A 20,760-nucleotide genomic window follows, 5' to 3' on the forward strand; every position below is an offset into this window, starting at 1 on the left:
CGCACCACGCACTGTGGCCGGTCCCCCGCGGGGGACCGGCCACAGTGCGTTCGGCGTGGCTCCGAGGAGCCCCGCGTCACTTGCCCTTGGCGGCTTCCTTGAGCTTCGAGCCGGCGCTGACCTTGACGCTGTAACCGGCCGGGATCTGGATCGGGTCGCCGGTCTGCGGGTTGCGGGCGGTGCGGGCGGCGCGGAGGGTGCGCTCGAAGGTCAGGAAACCGGGGATGGTGACCTTCTCGTCGCCCTTGGCGACGACCTCGCCGGTGATCTCGGCGAAGGCGGCCAGCACGGCGTCGGCGTCCTTGCGGGTCACCTCGGCGCGCTCGGCCAGCGCGGCCACCAGCTCACTGCGGTTCATGTGTACTCCTGTGGTCTGTTGCTCTGCTGCGGGCAAGGGCCCGCCGATGCCCGCCAGGGGCACCCGGGGGGCCGTCGCTCCGCACACTGTGCTCATTCAGGCGATAGGTGGTCAGGGGCCGGGCTCGCACCCCAAAGCGCCGCAAACTGCCCGCCTGGGAACGAATCCTGCCCCGACCGGCACTGAGAAAGCCAATCGGGCATTGGCGGGGTTGACCCGAACAGCGCCCGCCCCACGGAGTTGTGACGCTCCGTCGGCTCCGGGTGACCCGGTGCGGGCGGCGGTCGGGACGACTCGCCGAGATGCCTGAGGGGACGTTCCGTACTTGTCGGACACGCCGCCCCATGCAGGGCTACCGTACGCCCTGGCACCGACAAGCCCAAACACGCCCCTGCCCTTGTGTCGCAAGGGCTCGGGGCGCGCGGGGACGGTCAGGTGCGCCAATCGGACATTTGACCGATCGCCGGCGGCCTCCCGGTCAGAGCCGGACCGCCGGGAAAGCGGCCGTGTCGAGGGTGCCCACGATGCCGGCGGTGGGCCTCGACGGGGCCGGCTCCTCGCCGCCCCGGGCGGCCAGCGCGGCGTCCCGGACGGCCGCCGCGACGGTCTTGGCGACGTCGGGGTGGAAGACGCTCGGGATGATGTAGTTCGGGTTCAGCTGGTCGTCCGCGACGGTGGTGGCCAGCGCCCGGGCGGCGGCCAGCATCATCTCGGTGTTCACGGTGTGGCTCTGGGCGTCCAGCAGGCCGCGGAAGACGCCCGGGAAGACCAGCACGTTGTTGATCTGGTTCGGGAAGTCGCTGCGGCCGGTGGCGACCACCGCGGCGGTCTGCCGGGCGACGGCCGGGTCGACCTCGGGGTCCGGGTTGGCGAGCGCGAAGACGATCGCATTCTCGGCCATGGTGGCCAGGTCGTCGCCGTCCAGCACGTTCGGGGCCGAGACGCCGATGAAGACGTCGGCGCCCGCCACGGCCTCCTTGAGGCTGCCGGTGCGGCCCGAGCGGTTGGTGTGCTCGGCGATCCACCGCAGGCTGTCGTTGAGGTCGTCACGGCCCTGGTGGACCACGCCGCGGACGTCCGCCACGGTGGCGTGCTCCACGCCCGCGGCCAGCAGCAGCTTGAGGATCGCGGTGCCGGCCGCGCCCGCGCCCGACATCACCACCCGGATGTCGGAGATCTCCTTGCCGACCACCTTGAGCGCGTTGGTGAGCGCCGCCAGCACCACGATCGCGGTGCCGTGCTGGTCGTCGTGGAAGACCGGGATGTCCAGCGCCTCGCGCAGCCGGGCCTCGATCTCGAAGCAGCGCGGCGCCGAGATGTCCTCCAGGTTGATGCCGGCGAAGCCCGGGGCGATGGCCTTGACGATCGCCACGATCTCGTCGGCGTCCTGGGTGTCCAGGCAGATCGGCCAGGCGTCGATCCCGGCGAACCGCTTGAACAGCGCCGCCTTGCCCTCCATCACCGGCAGCGCGGCCTTCGGGCCGATGTTGCCCAGGCCCAGCACGGCGGAGCCGTCGGTGACCACGGCGACGCTGTTGCGCTTGATGGTCAGGCGGCGGGCGTCCTCGGGGTTCTCGGCGATGGCCATGCAGACCCGCGCCACGCCCGGGGTGTAGATCATGCTCAGGTCGTCACGGTTGCGGATCGGCAGCTTCGAGGACATCTCGATCTTGCCGCCGAGGTGCATCAGGAAGGTCCGGTCGGAGACCTTGCCGATGGTCACGCCGTCGATCGCGCGCAGCTTCTCGACGATCTCCTCGCCGTGCGCCACCGAGAAGGCCGCCACCGTCACGTCGATCCGCAGCGCCTCCAGCCCGGAGGCGGTGACGTCGAGACCGGTGACCGAGCCGCCGGAGGACTCGACGGCGGTGGTGATCGAGCTCACCGCGTTGCCCGTGGCCGGAACCTCCAGCCGCACCGTGATCGAGTTCGAGACACTGGGCACCGTCGCCATCGACGTCCTTCTTCCGTCCGTGATCGGGGCTCTGGGGCTGCGACTTCAACATAATGTTGAATGGCGCGCCCTGCGCATGCTAGACCTCGATCGTCGCACCTACCAGTGGGTACCCAGAAATAAGGTTCCGCCACTGTGCACAGTCCACAAACGGGCCCCGGCCGTCCTGGGCACCCGTCCGAAAAACTGCCGCGGCCACCTTGGATCCCCGGGCCGATGCGTTACATTGGACGGGACACCGGCTCGATCCAAGCCCCCGGGCCCAACCTTCGTCGCTACGAGCGACCACTTGCCGCGAGGCGAGCATGGCGGGTCGGTGTCATTACTCGTGGCGAAGGCCCCCACCTGCCGGTGGGGGCCTTCGCCGTCTCCGGGACCGCTCAGCCGTGCAGCAGGGCGGGCACCCCGGCCGCGTCCGGCAGGTCGTCCGGGCCGGAGAGCACCGTCAGCCGCTGGGTGGCCCGGGTCAGCGCCACGTACAGCACCCGCAGGCCCGCCTCCGACTCGCCCGCGATACCGGTCGGGTCGGCGACCACCGTGGCGTCGTACTCGAGGCCCTTGGCCTCCAGGCTGCCCAGCGCCACCACCCGGCCGCCCAGGCCCTCGGCCCAGCCCGCCGCCTCGGCCCGGCGGTCCATCGGGACCACCACCGCCACCGTGCCGTCCACCTCGTCCAGCAGCCGCACCAGCTCGGCCCGCGCGGCGGCCGCGAAGGCCTCCGGCGCCCGGTCGGTGACGGCCGCGAACCGCGGCTCGACCCCGGTCGAGCGGACCGCGCTCGGCGACGGCGTGCCGGGCGCGGCCAGCGCCAGCACCTTGGCCGCCACCTCGGCGATCTCCGCCGGGTTGCGGTAGTTCACCGTCAGGGTGTGCCGGCGCCGCGGCTTGCCCGCCAGGATCTCGTCGAGCGCGGCCTGCGCCTCCTGCGGGTGCGGCCAGGAGCTCTGCGCCGGATCGCCGACGATGGTCCAGGTCGCCATCCGGGCCCGGCGGCCGATCATCCGCCACTGCATCGGAGTGAGGTCCTGGGCCTCGTCCACGATGATGTGCGCGTACTCGCGGCGCTCCACCGGGACCGCGGCCCGCTGCCGGGACATCCGGTCGGCGTAGGTGGTGACCTCGTCCAGACCGCTCAGCAGGTCCACCGCGTCCACCTCCCGGACCTTCGGCCGGGCCGGCTCGCCGAGCAGCAGCTGCAGCTCGTCCACCAGCGCCACGTCGTGCGCCGACAGCGGGCCGCGGCCCTGGTCGTCCAGGTGCCGCCAGGAGCCCGCCAGCAGCCGGGCCTCCTCCGGGGTGACCGCCCGGCGGGCGATCCGGTTCACGTGCCGGGACTGCCGCATGGTGGCCAGCACCTGGCGCGGGGTGACCGCCGGCCACCAGGCGTCCAGGAACGCCAGGAACGGCGCCTCGTCCGACACGTACTCGTCGAAGGACTCCCGCTCCTCCTGCCGCTGCTCCCGCTCGGCGTGGCTGACCGGCTTCGGCAGGTGCCGCACCGCGACCGACCAGAGCGCGTCCAGCAGCAGCCGGCGGGCGCGCGGGCGCAGCAGGTTCAGCGGCGTGCCGCCGCTGCCCAGCACGTTGCCGCGGACCGCCCGCAGCCGCCCGGCGTCCAGCCGCAGCGCCTGGCCGCGGGCGAACACCCGCAGCTCGGCCGGCTCGTTCAGCTCCAGCGCCGCCCGGGCCGCCCGGCGCAGCAGCTCCACCATCCGCGACGAGCCCTTGACCCGGGCCGCCTCCGGCGTGTCGTACCGCTCGGCCTCGATCCCGTCGACCAGGCTGCCGACCGCCCGGATCGCGACCTGGCCCTCCTCGCCGAGCGAGGGCAGCACGCCCTCGGTGTACGAGACCAGCAGCGCGGTCGGGCTGACCACCAGGATGCCCCCGGCGTACCGGCGGCGGTCCTGGTAGAGCAGGAACGCGGCCCGGTGCAGCGCGACGGCCGTCTTCCCGGTGCCCGGACCGCCGGTGACCAGCGTGGCACCGGCCGCGGCGGCCCGGATGACCTCGTCCTGCTCCTTCTGGATCGAGGAGACGATGTCGCGCATCGAGTGGCTGCGGGCGCGGCCGAGCGAGGCCATCAGCGCACCGTCGCCGACCACCGCCAGCTCGCGGCCGTCCAGGGTGGGGGTGAGATCGGGGCGCAGCAGGTCGTCCTCGACCCCGATCACCTTGCGGCCCTTGGAGCGGATCACCCGGCGGCGGACCACCCGGCCCGGCTCCAGCGGGGTGGCCCGGTAGAACGGCGCCGCGGCCGGGGCCCGCCAGTCGATGACCAGCGGGCCGAACTCGGCGTCGAGCACGCCGAGCCGCCCGATGTGCAGGGTCTCCGCGACGGCCGGGTCGGCCGGGTCCATCGGGGTCTGCGACGGGATGCCGTGCTCCTCCGGGGCGTCCGCCTGCTGCAGGTCGATCCGGCCGAACAGGAAGTCCTCGAACTCGCTGTTCAGCCGGTGCAGGTGCGCGCCGGCCCGGTAGACCTGGGCGTCCCGCTCCGCGAGCGCGCCGGGGGTGCCGACCTGCACGCGCTTGGCGGCGTCCTCGAGGATGTACTCGGCCTCGGCGAGCTTCTCCTCCAGGCGGTGGTAGACGGTGTCGAGGTGCTGCTGCTCCTCCGCGATCTCACGGTCGCGGACCGTGTCTTGCTGGGTGGTGGTACTGCTGTGGTGCTGGGCTGAGCCGTGCGCGCCCAAGGAGCCCCCTGAGGTACGTCCTGCGGGTGGTGAGGGAGACCGCCTCCACGAGAAGGCGGACGGATGATCCTACGCCCTCCCCCGCCCCTGCCCCCAGCCCGCACCCGTGACCTCCCCCAGCGGCACCACCCCCGGGGGCGCGGGGAACTGCGCGGGCTCGGAAGGTACCGGCCCGCACTCTCCCGACTTCGCGCAGTTCCCCGTGCCCCTGAGGAGTACCCGCCCGCGCCCCTGGAGGAGTGGCCGCCCGCATTCCCGGGGGGTGCCGGCAGGCGTCAGGCGGCGCCGTACTTCTCCCCCGGGTCGGTGACCGGGTCCAGGGCGAGGCGGTAGCCGCGCTTGACGACGGTGGTGATCAGGCCGGGCGTGCCGAGGGCGGTCCGCAGCCGGGCCATCGCGCTCTCCACCGCGTGCTCGTCCTCCCCGCTGCCCGGCAGGGCCCTGAGCAGGTCGGCCCGCGACACCACCCAGCCCGGCCGCTGCGCCAGCACCCGCAGCAGCGCCATCCCCGCGGGCGGCACCGGCCGCAGCTCCCCGTCGACCAGCGCCGCCTGCCCCCGCAGCTCCAGCCGGCGACCGGCCACCGCCAGGCCGCGGGAGCGCCGGGGCAGCTCGGCGGTGAGGGCCTGCACCATCGCGCCGAGCCGCATCCGCTCGGGCCAGATCGCCGGTACGTCGGCCTCGTCCAGCGGGGCCGCGGTGACCGGCCCGACGCAGACCGGCAGTACCTCGCGCCGCAGGGCGTGCAGCAGTTCGCCGGTCCGGCCGCGTTCGGCGGCGCGCTCCAGCAGGCTCAGCACGGCCGGGGCGCTGGTGAAGGTGACGGCGTCCAGGGCGCCGCCGCAGCAGGCGTCCAGGAGCCGGTCGAGCGGGGCCGGGTCGACCGGCGGCAGCCAGCGGTAGACCGGGACCTCCACCACGTCCGCGCCGGCCGCGGTGAGCGAGTCGACGAAGCCGCGCAGCGGTGCGCCGTGCAGCTGGACGGCGATCCGGCGCCCGTCGACACCCTGCTCCAGCAGGTGGGCGAGGACCTCGGCGGAGGATTCGGACTCCGGTGACCACTGCTCGCGCAGTCCGGCGGCCCGGATCGCGCCCTTGGCCTTGGGGCCGCGGGCGAGCACCTCGGCCTTGCCGAGGCGGGCGGTCAGGTCGTCGCCGAGGCCCCAGCCCTCCGCGGCCTCGATCCAGCCGCGGAAGCCGATGCCGGTGGTGGCGACGGCGATGTCGGGCGGATCGTTGACCAGGGTGCGGGTGGCGGCGAGCAGTTCGGTGTCGTCGGAGAGCGGGACGATCCGCAGGGCGGGCCCGCGCAGGACGGCGGCGCCGCGGCGCTGGAGCAGCGCGGCGAGTTCGTCGGCGCGGCGGGCCGCGGTGATGCCGATGGTGAAGCCCGCCAGCGGGGGCACCGGATCGGCGGGCTGACGGTCGGTCTGGTCGGCCATGGCGTGCGGTCCTTCGGTGGTGCGCCCCGCGGCCGTCGCGGGCCGCGGGGTGGGGGTGGGTGGACGGCCATCGTCGCGGGCGGGCGTCACGCTCCCGGGTCGTCCGGGTGTCGGTGGTGTTTCACGATCGTTCCCGGCCCGGGTGCGGCCGGGTGGTCAGACCCCGGCCAGGGCGGGGGCGCCGGCGGCGGCCGTGGCTCCGCGGGGGCGGCGCAGGTAGACCGTCCGGGTGAGGGCGGCGCAGACCGCGTACGCGGCCAGGAAGGACAGGAAGGCCGGGGTTCCGGTCCCCACGGTCAGGAAGGACTGCCGGAACGCGAGGTTGATCAGCAGGCCGCCGAGCGCCCCGACGGCGCCGATCACGCCGATCGCCGCGCCGGACATCCGCCGCGAACGGGCGGCGGCGAGCTCGGGGTCCGCGCCGGCCGCGATCCGGTTCCGGGCCTCGGCCTCGAAGATGCCCGGGATCATCTTGTAGGTGGAGCCGTTGCCGATCCCCGCGAAGACGAACAGGGCGATGAACCCGGTCAGGAAGACCGGCAGCGAGCGTTCGGCGGAGGCGTAGGTGACCAGGCCGGTGGCGGCGGCCATCGCGGCGAAGTTCCAGAAGGTGATCCGGGCGCCGCCCCAGCGGTCGGCGAGCCGGCCGCCGAGCGGGCGGATCAGCGAGCCGAGCAGCGGACCGATGAAGGTGAGCTGGGCGGCCTGCAGCGGGGTGCGGCCGAACTGGTTCTGCAGGACCAGCCCGAAGGCGAAGGAGAAGCCGATGAACGAGCCGAAGGTGCCGATGTAGAGCACCGACATCAGCCAGGTGTGCTTCTCCCGGACGACCGCCGCCAGTGCCCCGCTGTCGCCGCGCATCGGGGCCAGGTTGTCCATGCCCAGCGCCGCGCAGGTGGCCGCGACGATGATCAGCGGCAGGTAGATGCCGAGCACCAGCCGGGGGTGGCCGGCCCCGGCCCAGGTGATGACGGCGAGGGCGACCAGCTGGATCACCGGTACGCCGATGTTCCCGCCGCCGGCGTTCAGCCCGAGCGCCCAGCCCTTGCGGCGCAACGGGAAGAACGCGTTGATGTTGGTCATGGAGGAGGCGAAGTTGCCGCCGCCGAGTCCGGTCAGGGCTGCCACCAGCAGGAAGGTGGCGTAGGAGGTCCCCGGGTGCATGACGTACGCCGCGGCCAGCGTCGGCAGGAGCAGGAGCAGGGCGGAGACCACCGTCCAGTTCCGGCCGCCGAAACGCGCGACTGCGACGGTGTAGGGGATCCGGACGAATGCGCCGACCAGGGTCGGCATCGCGACCAGGAAGAACTTCCCGGCCGGGTCGATGTGGTAGCCCTTGCCCATGAAGAGCACCATCACCGACCACAGGCTCCAGATCGAGAAGCCGATGTGCTCGGAGAGGATGGAGAGGATCAGGTTGCGGTTGGCGATCCGCCTGCCGGATTCCTCCCAGAATTCCGTGGACTCCGGTTCCCACCGCTGGATCCAGCGGCCGCCGGTTCTGTGCTGCCGTGCCGTGTCCGCACTCATCGGGTGACTCCTCCGCCTGCCGGGTGGCTCTGTGGTCCCGACGGTAGGAGTCCGGGGTTTCGGCGGGGTTGTGCGCTGTGAAGCCGGCGGAACGGTCCACTCACCGGGGCGGCCGGGCCGGTGTGAGGGCGGTGCGGGCGCGGCACGGGGGCGGGCCGGGGGCGGCGCTGCGCCCGGCCCGGAACGCACGAAAGCCGCCTTCCGGAGTGGAAGGCGGCCTGCATGCACATGGGGTGGTGGAGATGCCGGGAATCGAACCCGGGTCCAGTGCAGCGGATTCAGGACTTCTCCGAGCGCAGTCCGCTGTGATTTTCTCGGCCCTGGCAGTCACGCGGACAAGCCGCCAACAGGCCCAGCTGCTGTTTGATTTCCCATCCGCCCTCGCAGCCCGGGCGGACGGTTGAGTTCCCTAAATTATGCCAGGATCCGGGTCGGGAACTTCCCGGGCTGACACCCATTCACTCTGGCAGACTAGGCTGCGAGAGCGAACTGCTGGGAATCGCGCTTAGAGTTGGCGATTATTTTTTTGCGACAGATGGTTAACGAGATCATTGCCGCGTTCCTCGGCTCGCTTCTCCTGTTTCGACCAACACTGTCGAAACCGATCATCCCCATGTTGATTTGAAAAACAGCTCCGGCGGGCGGACCCTCCGGTGATGCTCGGCCCATAGTACGCGCTGTGACCGACGAGGGTCCAGCAGATTAACGCTGGCGACGGCGCGCGGCGGCCACCGCACGGTCGGACTCGCGCCGGTCCTGCTGCTCACGCAGGGTCTGGCGCTTGTCGTACAGCTTCTTGCCGACCGCCAGGGCGATCTCCAGCTTCGCCCGGCCGTCCTTGAAGTACAGCGAGAGCGGTACCAGGGTGTGACCGGTCTCCCGCACCTTGGACTCGATCTTGCGGATCTCCAGCTTGTGCAGCAGCAGCTTGCGCTTGCGCCGCGCCGAGTGGTTGGTCCAGGTCCCCTGGGTGTACTCGGGGATGAAGAGGTTGTCGACCCACGCCTCCCCGCCCTGGATGTACGCGTACCCGTCGACCAGGTTGGCCCGCCCCTCGCGGAGCGACTTCACCTCCGTACCGGTCAGCACCATGCCGCACTCGTAGGTGTCGAGGATGGTGTACTCATGCCGCGCCTTCTTGTTCTGCGCGACCAGCTTGTGTCCCTTTTCCTTTGCCATAGCGCCGATCATTCTCGCATCCCGGCGCCACCGTCGGCAGCCCCTTTAGCCGGGGGCGCCCTGCCGTGTCCCCAGACCGGCCAGCACCCGCAGGGCCAGCGCCGCCGGATCGTCGGCCGGCTGGGCGGGGACGTCGGGCACCACGCCGGTACCGTCCGGCGAGCGTCCCGAGGGGGTGGCGTAGCGGCCGACGGTCAGCTCCAGCACCGAGCCGTCCGCGAGCCGGCTGGGCTGCTGCACGGTGCCCTTGCCGAAGGTCCGGCCGCCCACCAGGACGGCCCGGCAGCGGTCCTGCAGGGCGCCCGCCAGCAGCTCGGCGGCGCTCATGGTGCCGCCGTCGACCAGCACCACCAGCGGGGTCACGGTGTCGCCGCCGGGGGCGGCGGTCAGCTCGCGGTCCTCGCCGCGCGCCTGGTAGGACGCCACCGGCCCGCCGTCCAGGAACAGCGAGGCGGTGGCCACCGCCTCCTCCACCAGGCCGCCGGAGTTGCCGCGCAGGTCCAGCACCACCGCGCGGGCGCCGCGCACGGCCTCCCGCACCTGGCCGGACACCCCGCTGGTGAAGGCCCGGACGGCGACCTCGGTCACGCCGGGCGCCGGGTGCCGTACGGCCACCTCTCGGGTCGCCAGCTCGGCGCGGGTCAGCACCAGGTCGCGGCCGGGCCCGTCGGCCCGCTGGACGGCGACCGCCACGGTGGACCCGGCCTGCCGGCCGCGCAGCCGCGCCACCACGTCCGTCACGGGCAGTTGGTCGGCCGCCGCGCCGTCGACCCGCAGCAGGCGGTCGCCGACCGCGATCCCGGCCGCGGCCGCCGGGCTGCCGGGCAGCACGTCCGAGACGGCCGTGGAGCCGTCCGCGGCCCGGTCCACCGACAGGCCGACCCCGGGGTAGCGCCCGCCGGTGAAGTCCGCGTACTCCTCGGGGCTCAGGTGGGCCGCCCAGCGGTCGCCGCTGGCGCCGACCAGCTGTTCGGCCTGGAGCGGGGTGAGGTCGGCGCCGGCGAGGTCCCCGAGGCCGGTGCCGGGCCCGATCCCGGCCGGCCGCGGCGCGGCCGTCGGCGGTTCGCCCCAGGCCCCGGCGGCGGCGCCGGCCAGCAGCACCACGCCGAAGACCACGCTGAGCGTGGCCCCCTGCCGTACCCGCCGCCCTGTCACCATGCACCGGAGTCTAGGGCGCGCCCGGGGCCGCGGGCGCCGAATGCGGACCGCGCCGACGCACAGCGGCCCCGGACGGCGCAGGGCCGACCGGGGCCGCCAGGGCCGGAACTGACCGGCGGTCAGACCTTGAGGTACTTGCGCAGGGTGAAGAAGGCCGCGATGCCGGCCATCGCCATACCGACCACCACCAGCAGCGGGATCACCGTCAACACCGAGGACAGGCCGATGAAGTGGATGAACAGCACGCGCTGCGCCAGCCAGTGCTGGACGAAGAAGTGCCCGGCCAGCAGCAGCCCGGAGGCCATCGTCGCGCCGAGCAGCGCGGCGAACGCGGCCTCGGCGATGAACGGCATCTGGACGTAGAAGTTGGAGGCGCCCACCAGGCGCATGATGCCGGTCTCGCGCCGCCTGCTGAACGCCGACACCCGGACGGTGTTGACGATCAGCAGCAGGGCGACGAAGAGCATCAGCACCATGATCACGAAGGCGGCGGTCTGCAGGCCGTTCAGCAGGCCGAACAGGTTCTCCAGGATCTTCCGCTGGTCCTCGACCGACTTCACGCCCGGCTTGCCGGCGAAGGCGCTCTGGATCACGTCGTACTTGGTCGGGTCGACCAGCTTGATCCGCCAGGACTGCGGCATCGCCTCCGCACCCACGGCGGCGAGCAGCGGGTTGTCCGGGTTGGTCTCCTTCCACCGCTTGTACGCCTCGATCGAGCTCTCGAACGACGAGTTCTGCACCAGCGGCATCTTGTCGAGGCTGGCCTTCACCTCGTCGATCTGCTCCTGGGTGGCGGCACCGGCCTTGCACTGGACCGAGGTGGCGGCGTCCGACTTCGTACAGAAGTAGACGCTCACCTCGACCTTGTCGTACCAGTACCCCTTCATGGAGTTGACCTGGTCGCGGACCAGGAGCGAGGCACCGGCGAGGGCCAGCGAGAGCGCGACGCTGACGACGACGGCGATGGTCATCGTCAGGTTGCGGCGTAGACCGACACCGATCTCCGACAGGACGAACTGGGCGCGCATGCTTCTCTCAATCCAGGGTCAATGCAGGCAGGGCGGATCAGGCAGGGCGGTCGGCGGGCTAGCTCTGGTAGCCGTAGACGCCACGGGCCTGGTCGCGGACCAGCAGCCCCTTGTCGAGCTCGATCACTCGCTTCCGCATCTGGTCGACGATGGCCTGGTCGTGGGTGGCCATCAGCACGGTGGTGCCGGTGCGGTTGATCCGGTCGAGCAGCTTCATGATGCCGACGGAGTTCTGCGGGTCGAGGTTTCCGGTCGGCTCGTCCGCGATCAGCAGCATCGGACGGTTCACGAAGGCCCGGGCGATCGCCACGCGCTGCTGCTCACCACCGGAGAGCTCGCCTGGCATCCGGTCCTCCTTGCCGCCGAGGCCGACCAGGTCGAGCACCTCGGGCACCACCTTGGCGATGGCGGACTTCGGCTTGCCGATCACCTCGAGGGCGAACGCCACGTTCTGCGCCACCGTCTTGTTGGGGAGCAGCCGGAAGTCCTGGAAGACGGTGCCCAGCTGGCGGCGCATGTGCGGCACCTTCCAGTTGGACAGCTTGCCCAGGTCCTTGCCGAGCACGTGCACCGCACCGGTACTCGGCCGCTCCTCGCGCAGGCACAGCCGCAGGAAGGTGGACTTGCCCGAGCCGGAGGAGCCGACCAGGAAGACGAACTCGCCCTTCTCGATCTCCAGCGAGACGTTGTCCAGGGCCGGACGGTTCTGCTTGGGATAGGTCTTGGAGACGTTGTCGAATCTGATCACGGCTGCATCACGGTGGCCATCCTAGGTGGAAGGGCGACCGCCCCGGCCAGGGCCCCCGTGACCCGATCGTTACGTCGAGGCCCGAAGGCTCGACCCGCAGCGCCGTTCCTCGGTCAGTACTGGGTTGGGACCATACGCGACGGGGATGACCATTCGCAGGCCCCGGAGGCGGATCGGACAAGGGATTGCCCGCCTCTGATCCGGTTTGCCCCGAAAACTGCGAGGCATCTCACAGCCCTCCCGACCCCGGACAGCACGGGCCGTACGCGGTGGAACCTGGCACAGTGGAGAGGAGCGGTCGCGACCGGCCGCCCCCTTGCACAGGGCAGCAGAGGAACCAGAACCCCGTCCGGTGCGTTGGCAGTAGCAGCAAGGAGGAGATCGCATGACGTGCGACCATCTGGTGTGCGCCAACTGCAACGGCCGCGTGAGCGACGGCCGCTGCCCGGTGTGCCGCGCCAACCGCGCCCGGCTGCAGGAGCAGCAGGGCCCGTTCGCCGCGCTGTCCCCCGCCGCGCTGCTCGCGCTGCTGGTGGCCCTGCTGGCGGTGGCCTTCATCGCCCGCCAGGCGCTGGCCTGACACCCACGACGACGCCGAAGGGCCCGGGAGCTGCCGCTCCCGGGCCCTTCGGCGTCGTTCAGGTGTCCCGCGGGTACTGCCCGCCGCTACTCCGCGGAGGTCTCGCGCCGGACTTCGCCCTTAGTCGTTGGAGGTCTCGCGCTGCTTGCGCCAGCGGATCCCGGCCTCGATGCTGTGCTCGATCGTCATCTCGGCCGGGCGCCTCCCCTTAGTCGTTGGAGGTCTCGCGCTGCTTGCGCCAGCGGATCCCGGCCTCGATGAAGCCGTCGATGTCGCCGTCCAGCACCGCCTGCGGGTTGCCGACCTCGAACTCCGTCCGCAGGTCCTTGACCATCTGGTACGGGTGCAGGACGTACGAGCGCATCTGGTTGCCCCAGGAGCTGCCCTCGCCCTTGAGCGAGTCCATCAGGGCCCGCTCCTCCTGGCGGCGGCGCTCCAGCAGCTTGGCCTGGAGGACGTTCATCGCCGAGGCCTTGTTCTGGATCTGCGAGCGCTCGTTCTGGCAGGAGACCACCACGCCGGTCGGCAGGTGGGTGATCCGGACCGCGGAGTCGGTGGTGTTGACGCCCTGGCCACCGGGGCCGGAGGCGCGGTACACGTCGATCCGCAGCTCGGACTCGTCGATGTCGACGTGGTCGCTCTGCTCCACGACCGGAAGCACCTCGACGCCCGCGAACGAGGTCTGGCGGCGGCCCTGGTTGTCGAACGGGGAGATCCGGACCAGCCGGTGGGTGCCCTGCTCGACCGAGAGGGTGCCGTAGGCATACGGCGACTTCACGGTGAAGGTCGCGGACTTGATGCCGGCCTCCTCCGCGTACGAGGTGTCGTAGACCTCGGTCGGGTAACCGTGCCGCTCGGCCCAGCGCAGGTACATCCGCATCAGCTGCTCGGCGAAGTCCGCGGCGTCCACGCCGCCGGCCTCGGCCCGGATGTTGACCAGGGCCTCACGGGCGTCGTACTCGCCGGAGAGCAGGGTGCGGACCTCGAGCTCCTCGACGGCCTTCTGGACCGAGGTGAGCTCGGTGAGGGCCTCGGACAGGGTGTCCGCGTCGTCCTCGTCGGCGGCCAGCTCGAACAGGACGGCGAGGTCGTCGACCCGGCCGCGCAGGTGCTGGACCTTGCGCAGTTCGCCCTGCAGGAAGGAGAGCCGGCTGGTCACCTTCTGGGCGTTCGCCAGGTCGTCCCACAGGTTCGGGGCCGCTGCCTCCTCCTCCAGGGTCGCGATGTCGGCCCGGATCTTGTCCAGGTCGAGGACGGCCTCGATCGACCCCATGGTCGACTCGAGGTTCTTGAGCTCTTCGGAAGGATCGACGGCTGCCACGCCCTCAAGCGTAATGGTTGGCGAGGGCCGCTCAACTACACCGGGGGGTGCGAAGTCCCGACGGCCGCCGCGCGGGCCTGCTGCGAGCCCTGTCCGGCGGCGTGCCCGGGGGCGTGCGCGGGCGGGCGGGACGGGCCGTGCGCGGGTTCGGCGGCGAAGGCCGTGAACGCGGCCGCGGCGCCCGCCAGCAGCAGGACCACGGCCACCACCACGGCCAGCATCCGGCGCCGCCGGATCAGCGCCTGGCGGCCCTTGCGGTGCCCGGCCGCGGGGGCGGCTCGCTGGGCCCGGGACTCGGCGGCGTACGCGGCCAGCTCCTGGGGGCTGGGGCGGCGCAGGCTGGTGTGGGTGTCGCGGGTGGAGTCCGGGGAGGGCGCGGGCACCAGCGGGACGGCCGGTCCGCGCCGGCGGCGGTGGGTGCCGCCACCACCGGTGTCGCTCTCCGCGTACACCGCCTCGGCCGGGGTGGGCAGCCCCTCGGCGGGCGGGCGGCCCTGGGCCGGGACGGCCAGCGGCGGCACGCCGGTCAGCGCGGGCAGCTGCTCGCGCAGGCGGGTGGCCAGCTCGGCGGCGCGCAGCCGGGAGGCCGGGGCCTTGGCCAGGCACTCGGAGATGATCCGCCACAGGCCGTCCGGCATCCCGGGGACCGGCGGCACGTTCTCGGTGACGTGGCGGCGCAGCACGGCGCCGGTGTGTCCGCCGCCGAAGGGCGTGGTGCCGGCCAGCAGCTCGTAGAAGACGGTGGCCAGGGCGTAGATGTCGACCGCGGCGCGCGGCTCCAGGCCCTCGATGATCTCGGGGGCGAGGTAGTCGGGGGTGCCGATGATCCGGGTGGCCCTGGTCCGGCGCGGGGCGTCGACCAGGCGGGCGATGCCGAAGTCGGTGAGCTTGGCCCGGGGGGCGCCGGCCGGGCCGGGCGGGGCGGCCAGGTCGAGCAGCACGTTCTCGGGCTTGACGTCGCGGTGCACGATGCCCGCCGCGTGCGCGGCGGCCAGCCCGTCGGCGACGTCCGCGATCACCGAGGCGGCGACGGCCGGGGGGAGGACGCCGTCGTGCTCCAGCCGGGTGCGCAGGTCGGTGCCCTGGACCAGCTCCATCACCAGGGCGAGGTCGTCGCCATCCACCACCATGTCGTGGACGCCGACCACCCGGGGGTGGTCGAGGCCGGTCAGCGCGGACCGCTCCTGGACGAAGCGGCCGACCAGCACCTGGTCGGATGCCAGGTCCTCGCGCAGCAGCTTCACCGCCACCGGTCCGTCCGGGCCTTCGCCGAGCCACACGGTCCCGGCGGAGCCCCGGCCGATCACCTGGTGGACGGTGTACCGGCTGCCGATCTTGCGTGCCAATGCTGCTCCGTGGGCTCGGTAGGTCGGTGCTCAGCGAACAACCTACGCGCCCCGGCGCCCTCCGAGGGCCGTCGAAGGGCTCCTGCCGGGTACTGACGGGCGAGAAATATTGCGAATTGTCGACAAGGCGCCAAAACCGTGCCCGGAGGCCGGCCCGGGCTACTTGCCGAGGCTGTTGAACCAGTCCCGGGCGCTGGCGAACCAGTCCTGCACGTTCTGCCAGTACTCCGGCAGCGGCGTGAAGTTCCACAGCGCGACCGCGGCCAGCGCGAGGATCAGCAGCACCATCAGGCAGCCCTTCAGGCAGCCGAGGCCGGGGATGTACATCTTGTTGCGGCTGCGGCGGCGCGGCTCCCGCTCACGCGGGGGCTCCGGCTCGCGCTGCGGCGGCCGCTGGGGCTCCTGGCGGCGCGGCGGCTGGGGCTCGCGGTGCTGCGGGGCCGGCGGCTCCGCGCGGCGCTGCGGGGCGGCGGGCGGCGGGTAGGCCTGCTGCGGCCGGCCCTGCTGGCCCTGGTACGCCTGCTGCTGGTCCTGGTACCCGGGGTGCCCCTGGTAGCCCTGCGGCTGGCGCTGCTGCTGGTTCTGCTGGTTCTGCGGCGGCCGGCCCGCCTGGTACGGCGGCGGGGCGACCGGCGGCCGCTGGGCGTAGCCGGCGGGCGGCTGCTGGTACTGGCCCGGGCGCTGGCCCTGCGGCGGCTGCCCCTGCGGCTGCGGCTGTCCCGGGTGGCCGTACGGGTCGGGCCCGGCCTGGTAGGGGCGCGGGGCGACCTGCGGGCGGGCCAGCTCCTGGGGGTCGAGGTAGCCGACCTCGGTCTGCTGGTTGCGGTCGCGGGCGGCGCGCAGCTGGGTCTGCCACGGGTGCGGCGCCTCCGCCGCGGCGGGCGCGGCCGGGGCACCGGGGCTCCCCTGCGGGACCGGCGGCATCACCCGGGTGCGGTCCGCCGCGGCGGCCGGCGGCTGGCCCATCACCTGGGTGGCGGCCGCGGGGTCGAAGGCCCGGGCGGGCATCACCTGGGTCGGGTCGGCCGAGCCGAAGGGCGCGGCGGGCGGCTCGGCCGGTGCGGGCGGCGCGGCCTGCGCCGCGAACTGCGGGTCGGGCAGCAGCAGCGCGCCGACCGCGAGCGCGGCGTCGACGGCCGCCGGGGAGGCGTGCACCCCGACCCCGGCCGCGACCACCCGCAGGGCGTGCGCGAGCGAGGTGGCGGTCGGCCGCTCGGCCGGGTTCTTGCGCAGGCAGCGCTCGATCACCGTCCACAGCGGCTCGGGCACCGTGCGCGGCCGCTCGGGCTCCTGGGCGAGGTGGGCCTGGAGCACCGCGAGCGGTCCGTCGCCCTGGAACGGCGGCCGGCCGGTGACCAGCTCGTACAGCATGATCCCGGCGCCGTAGACGTCCACCGCGGAGGTCTGCGGGCGGCCCTCGGCGGACTCCGGGGCGACGTAGGCGGGGGTGCCGACGAACTCGTGGGTGCGGGTGATGCCCGGGGAGTCGGCGAGCCGGGCGATGCCGAAGTCGGTGAGCATCGGGTGCATCTGCTCGACGCCGTCGACGGTCGCGGTGGCGAGCAGAACGTTGGCGGGCTTGAGGTCGCGGTGCACGATGCCGTCGGCGTGGCTGGCGGCCAGCGCGTCGGCGACCTGGGCCATCAGCAGGGAGCCGGCGATCGGGCTGAGCGGGCCGTTGCCGCGCAGGTAGTGGAACAGGTCGGGGCCGTCGACCAGGTCCATCACCAGCGCCAGCAGCTCGCCCTCGACCACCAGGTCGCGGACCTGGACGATGTTGGGGTGGCTGAGCCGCAGCAGGGCGGAGCGCTCGCGCAGGAAGCGCATCACGATGTCGGGGTCGGCGGCCAGTTCCTCGCGCAGCACCTTGACCGCGACCGCCTGGCCGGGCAGCAGGCCCGGTACGGCGACGTCGTCGCGGACCCGTCCGCGCCACACGGTGCCGGTAGCCCCGCGCCCGAGGCTGTCCTCAAGCAGATACTTGCTGCCGACTGGCCGCACCTGTGCTCCCGTTGTCGTAGCTCGCCCCCGGCTCGCGACGGGTTGGCGGACCCTGATTTCGGCAACTCTAACGGTGTCCGTGCGGGTTTCCGAGTGGGTGGCGAGTGTCCGTCGGCCAGTCGCCGTACGGCCAGGTGGGACGGGGTTTGACCTGACGTGCCGTCCGCCCCACCATGGCGATCATCGCAAGATCGTCAAATCCGGTACCGTGCGCGGGCTGTCGGTCCCGGGTGGCAGGATGACAGCACCACACTTGTGGCCCAACGCCCAACCCCGCCACGTCGACCATGCCACTCCCGGCCGGCGCGCCCACGCACCGCGTCAGCACGAGCAGAAGGGACCACGGGCGAGATGCAGATCCGGCTGACCGTCCTACGACCGCGCAGCGGCCCGGCAGGCGCCGGAGCTGCCACCGACGTGCTCGTCACGGCCCCGGCCGGGACCACGCTGGGTGCCCTGGCCGGCGCCCTGGCGGGCGCCGTGGGGGTCAGAGGACCGCGCTCCGCGACCCATGTGCACCTCTACGCCGGCGCGCGCCGGGTGGAGGACCAGGCCCCGCTCGGCCACCCGCCGCTGGTCGACGGCGCCGTCCTCTCGCTCGGCGAGCCCGATCCGGACGCCGAGGACGACGAGTCGCCCGCCACCGCGGAACTGCGCGTGGTCGGCGGACCGGACGCGGGCGGGGTGCACCGGCTGCACGGCGAGGAGATCCGGATCGGCCGCTCCAGCGAGGCGGACGTGCCGCTGGACGACCCGGACGTCTCCCGCCTCCACCTGACCCTGCACCTGGCCGCCGACGGCCGGGCCACCGTCCGCGACCTCGGGTCCACCAACGGCACCCGGCTGGACGGCCGGTTCCTGCGCGGCGAGAGCGCCGAGCTCGCCGACGGCGCCCTGGTGCGGCTCGGCGAGTCCACCGTCCAGCTGGCCCGGTCCGGGCCGCCCGCCCCGCCCCGGGAGCTGGTGCCGGACGGCGAGGGCCACCTCGGCCTGGCCGGCCGCACCGCCACCCGCACCGGTTCGGCGCCGGCGCTCGTCCCCGTCGCCGCCGAACCGCCGAGCGCCGGCGGCCGCGCCCGCGCGCTGCTCTCCCGCCGCCGGGCCCGCGCCGCCGCCGAACCCGAGCGGGCCGACACCGACCTGTTCGCCGCCGCCCGGATCCGGCAGGCCACCGCCCTGCGCGAGCGCTGGCCCGACCCGGCCGCGCTGCTGCTGACCGCGCTCGGCACCGGCCCCCGGCTCTGGGAGCGCGCCCCCGGCCACCCCGACGCGCTCACCGTCCGGCTCGGCACCGCCGACCTCGCGCAGCCGGCCACCGGCGGCGAGTCCGGCACCGTCCTGCCCGCCGTCCCGGTCACCGTCGCGCTGCGGACCGCCGGCAGCCTCGGCCTGGCCGGCCCCCGGGCCCGGGTGGCGGGGCTGGCCCGCGCGCTGGTCGCCCAGCTCGCCACCCTGCACCCGCCGACCGGGCTCAACCTCGTGCTGGCCGCCGCCGACGAGGAGGCCGCCGCCGAGTGGACCTGGGCCCAGTGGCTGCCGCATCTGCGCCCGGCCCACGGCCAGGCCTGCCGGCTGCTGGTCGGGGCCGGCCCCGAGCAGACCGCGGCCCGGCTGGCCGAGCTGGCCGCCGTCGGCTCCGGCCCGCCCGCCACCGTCGTGCTGGTCGACGGCGACCCGGGCACCCCGGCCGGCCGCGAGGCACTGGCCCAGCTGCTGCACCGGGGCCCGGCCGACGGTGTCTTCACCATCTGCCTGTCCGAAGGGGCCGAGCAGCTGCCGGCCGGCCTCGGCGCGAGGGCCCTGGTCACCGGCGAGGTCGGCACCCTGCTCACGGTCGAGCGGCCGGCCGGCGGGACCCGGGAGGCAGCGACCCGTGAGGCAGCGACCCGCGAGGTGGTGGAGGAGGTCGCCCTCGACGCCGTCCCGCCCGCCTGGGCCGAGCGGCTGGCCCGGGTGCTCGCCCCGCTGCGGGAGGCCGCGCCGGTCGCCCGCGGACCACTGCCCGCCTCGCTGCGCCTGCTCGACCTGCTGGGCCTGGACAGCGTCACCCCCGCCAAGGTGTCCGCCCGCTGGTCCGAGCTGCCGCTGTCGGCCGGCGCGGCCGGGGCGCTGCTCGGCACCGCGCGCGGCGGCGAGCCATGCACCGTCGACCTGGCCGACCCCGAGCTGGCCTCCGTCCAGCAGGGCGGGCCACACCTGCTGATCGGCGGCGGCGCGGGCGCCGGCAAGACCGAGCTGCTGCGCACCCTGATCGCCTCGCTGGCGGTCGCGGAGCGGCCGGAACGGCTGCGGCTGACGGTCATCGAGGGCCGGGCGCCGTCCGGTACGGACGAGGCCGGCGGCCTCGCCGGCTGTACCGACCTGCCGCACGTGACCGACCACCTCAACGCGGCCGCCGACCCGCGGCAGGCCCTGCTGACGGCCGAATCACTGCTGGACGAGCTGACCACCCGCACCGAACTGCTCGGGGAGCTCGGCTTCACCGCCTGGCACGCCGCCCGGCGGTTCGCCCGGACCCCGGCGCTGGTCGCCAGCGGCGGCACGCCCGCGGGCGGCCGCTCCGGTGACGGCCCGCGGATCATCGAACCGCGCCGGGCCCCGGGCAGCCCGGCCGCGGACGGGCCGGCCCCGAGCCGGCTGATAGTCGTGGTCGACGACTACGACGCGCTGCTGGCGCCGACGTCCGCCGCCGGGCGGCCGCTGGCCCGGGCCCTGGCGGAGGTGGCCCGCCGCGGCGGACGGCTCGGTGTGCACCTGGTGGCGGCCACCGGGGCGCCGGAGCTGACGGCCGGATCCGAGGTGGACGAGGCCGCTCTGCTGCGGATCGCGCTGCGCACCGACCAGCCGTCCGAGTCCGACCTGCTGATCGATCTGCCGGACGCCGCGGCCGTCCCGGAGGACACCCCGGGCCGCGGTTACCTGCGCCGCCCCGACGGCGGGGTGACGGCCTTCCAGGCCGCCAAGGTGAGCGGCCGGATCCCCCGTACGGCCACCCTGCGGCCGACGGTGGTCGCGATCGACCCGTCCCAGCTGGGCGCGCCGCCCACCCGCCGCCCGGTCCGCGAGCTGGGCAACGGCCCGACCGACCTAGCGCTGCTGGCCAGCGCGCTCCAGCGGGCGGCCGCCGGCTAGCTGTATTGATCACGAGCGTTGTTGACAGTGGTCGGGCTTGATCAAAGTGAAGACCTCCGGTGTGGTGGAGCTGTCTAGGACTGCACCGCACCGGAGGTCTTCATGTCCCACCGTAATGCCCGCCTGACCGTGCACGGCAGGCGGCTCCTGGTCGAACGCGTCAGGGCGGGACGCCCTGTCGCGCACATAGCAGCCGAGATGGGGATCTCCCGCACGACCGCCCACAAGTGGGTCCGACGCTGGCGGGCGGAGGGCGACGCGGGCCTGCACGACCGGCCCAGTCGTCC

The 20,760-nt window shown here is 73.7% G+C and carries 15 protein-coding genes and 1 other RNA gene; 3 read left to right on the plus strand and 13 right to left on the minus strand.

From position 1 onward, the window contains the following. Positions 1-76 precede the first annotated feature (76 nt). The 10 genes from AB0D08_RS10825 to ftsE form a co-directional block, all read right to left on the minus strand. Positions 77-358: an HU family DNA-binding protein gene (locus AB0D08_RS10825; protein WP_033823863.1), complete on the minus strand. Its 282-nt coding sequence runs from the start codon at positions 356-358 to the stop codon at positions 77-79. A 478-nt stretch (positions 359-836) separates the two neighbouring features. Beyond that, positions 837-2,312 carry an NAD-dependent malic enzyme gene (locus AB0D08_RS10830; protein ID WP_033823864.1) on the minus strand — a complete coding sequence of 492 codons (1,476 nt, stop codon included), beginning with the start codon at positions 2,310-2,312 and terminating at the stop codon, positions 837-839. A 380-nt stretch (positions 2,313-2,692) separates the two neighbouring features. After that, positions 2,693-5,008, minus strand: coding sequence for a UvrD-helicase domain-containing protein (locus AB0D08_RS10835; RefSeq protein ID WP_359887714.1), 2,316 nt, complete (start codon positions 5,006-5,008; stop codon positions 2,693-2,695). 275 nt (positions 5,009-5,283) lie between these two features. After that, positions 5,284-6,450 (minus strand): uroporphyrinogen-III synthase, encoded by a 1,167-nt coding sequence (locus tag AB0D08_RS10840; RefSeq protein ID WP_359887717.1) that lies wholly within the window; start codon positions 6,448-6,450, stop codon positions 5,284-5,286. 156 nt (positions 6,451-6,606) lie between these two features. Then, positions 6,607-7,980: a nitrate/nitrite transporter gene (locus AB0D08_RS10845; RefSeq protein WP_033823867.1), complete on the minus strand. Its 1,374-nt coding sequence runs from the start codon at positions 7,978-7,980 to the stop codon at positions 6,607-6,609. 234 nt (positions 7,981-8,214) lie between these two features. After that, positions 8,215-8,593, minus strand: a transfer-messenger RNA (tmRNA) gene (ssrA, locus tag AB0D08_RS10850). An 89-nt stretch (positions 8,594-8,682) separates the two neighbouring features. Next, a complete protein-coding gene (gene smpB, locus AB0D08_RS10855; protein ID WP_033823868.1) occupies positions 8,683-9,159 on the minus strand; it encodes an SsrA-binding protein SmpB in 477 nt (158 codons plus the stop codon). Positions 9,160-9,204: 45 nt separating this feature from the next. Next, complete coding sequence (locus tag AB0D08_RS10860; RefSeq protein WP_359887720.1) at positions 9,205-10,317, minus strand: S41 family peptidase; 1,113 nt, start codon at positions 10,315-10,317, stop codon at positions 9,205-9,207. A 119-nt stretch (positions 10,318-10,436) separates the two neighbouring features. Beyond that, on the minus strand, positions 10,437-11,345 hold the full coding sequence (ftsX, locus tag AB0D08_RS10865) for a permease-like cell division protein FtsX (RefSeq protein WP_033823872.1): 909 nt from the start codon (positions 11,343-11,345) through the stop codon (positions 10,437-10,439). 58 nt (positions 11,346-11,403) lie between these two features. Continuing rightward, positions 11,404-12,093: a cell division ATP-binding protein FtsE gene (gene ftsE / locus AB0D08_RS10870; protein ID WP_033823873.1), complete on the minus strand. Its 690-nt coding sequence runs from the start codon at positions 12,091-12,093 to the stop codon at positions 11,404-11,406. A gap of 385 nt (positions 12,094-12,478) precedes the next feature. Between ftsE and AB0D08_RS10875 the strand changes: the two genes are divergently transcribed. Beyond that, a complete protein-coding gene (locus AB0D08_RS10875; RefSeq protein WP_033823874.1) occupies positions 12,479-12,673 on the plus strand; it encodes a hypothetical protein in 195 nt (64 codons plus the stop codon). Positions 12,674-12,881: 208 nt separating this feature from the next. On the opposite strand, the gene prfB is transcribed toward AB0D08_RS10875, so the two are convergent. The 3 genes from prfB to AB0D08_RS10890 form a co-directional block, all read right to left on the minus strand. Continuing rightward, complete coding sequence (gene prfB / locus AB0D08_RS10880) at positions 12,882-13,994, minus strand: peptide chain release factor 2 (protein ID WP_033823875.1); 1,113 nt, start codon at positions 13,992-13,994, stop codon at positions 12,882-12,884. A 35-nt stretch (positions 13,995-14,029) separates the two neighbouring features. Beyond that, on the minus strand, positions 14,030-15,340 hold the full coding sequence (locus AB0D08_RS10885; RefSeq protein WP_359887724.1) for a serine/threonine-protein kinase: 1,311 nt from the start codon (positions 15,338-15,340) through the stop codon (positions 14,030-14,032). A 159-nt stretch (positions 15,341-15,499) separates the two neighbouring features. Next, a complete protein-coding gene (locus tag AB0D08_RS10890; RefSeq protein ID WP_359887726.1) occupies positions 15,500-17,341 on the minus strand; it encodes a serine/threonine-protein kinase in 1,842 nt (613 codons plus the stop codon). 351 nt (positions 17,342-17,692) lie between these two features. Between AB0D08_RS10890 and AB0D08_RS10895 the strand changes: the two genes are divergently transcribed. Both AB0D08_RS10895 and AB0D08_RS10900 read left to right on the plus strand, forming a co-directional pair. After that, positions 17,693-20,473: an FtsK/SpoIIIE domain-containing protein gene (locus AB0D08_RS10895; protein ID WP_359887729.1), complete on the plus strand. Its 2,781-nt coding sequence runs from the start codon at positions 17,693-17,695 to the stop codon at positions 20,471-20,473. Positions 20,474-20,575: 102 nt separating this feature from the next. Then, a partial coding sequence (locus tag AB0D08_RS10900; RefSeq protein WP_359887732.1) for a leucine zipper domain-containing protein occupies positions 20,576-20,760 on the plus strand: 185 nt, incomplete at its 3' end.

It is taken from the genome of Kitasatospora sp. NPDC048540, assembly GCF_040651175.1.
Lineage (GTDB): Bacteria > Actinomycetota > Actinomycetes > Streptomycetales > Streptomycetaceae > Kitasatospora.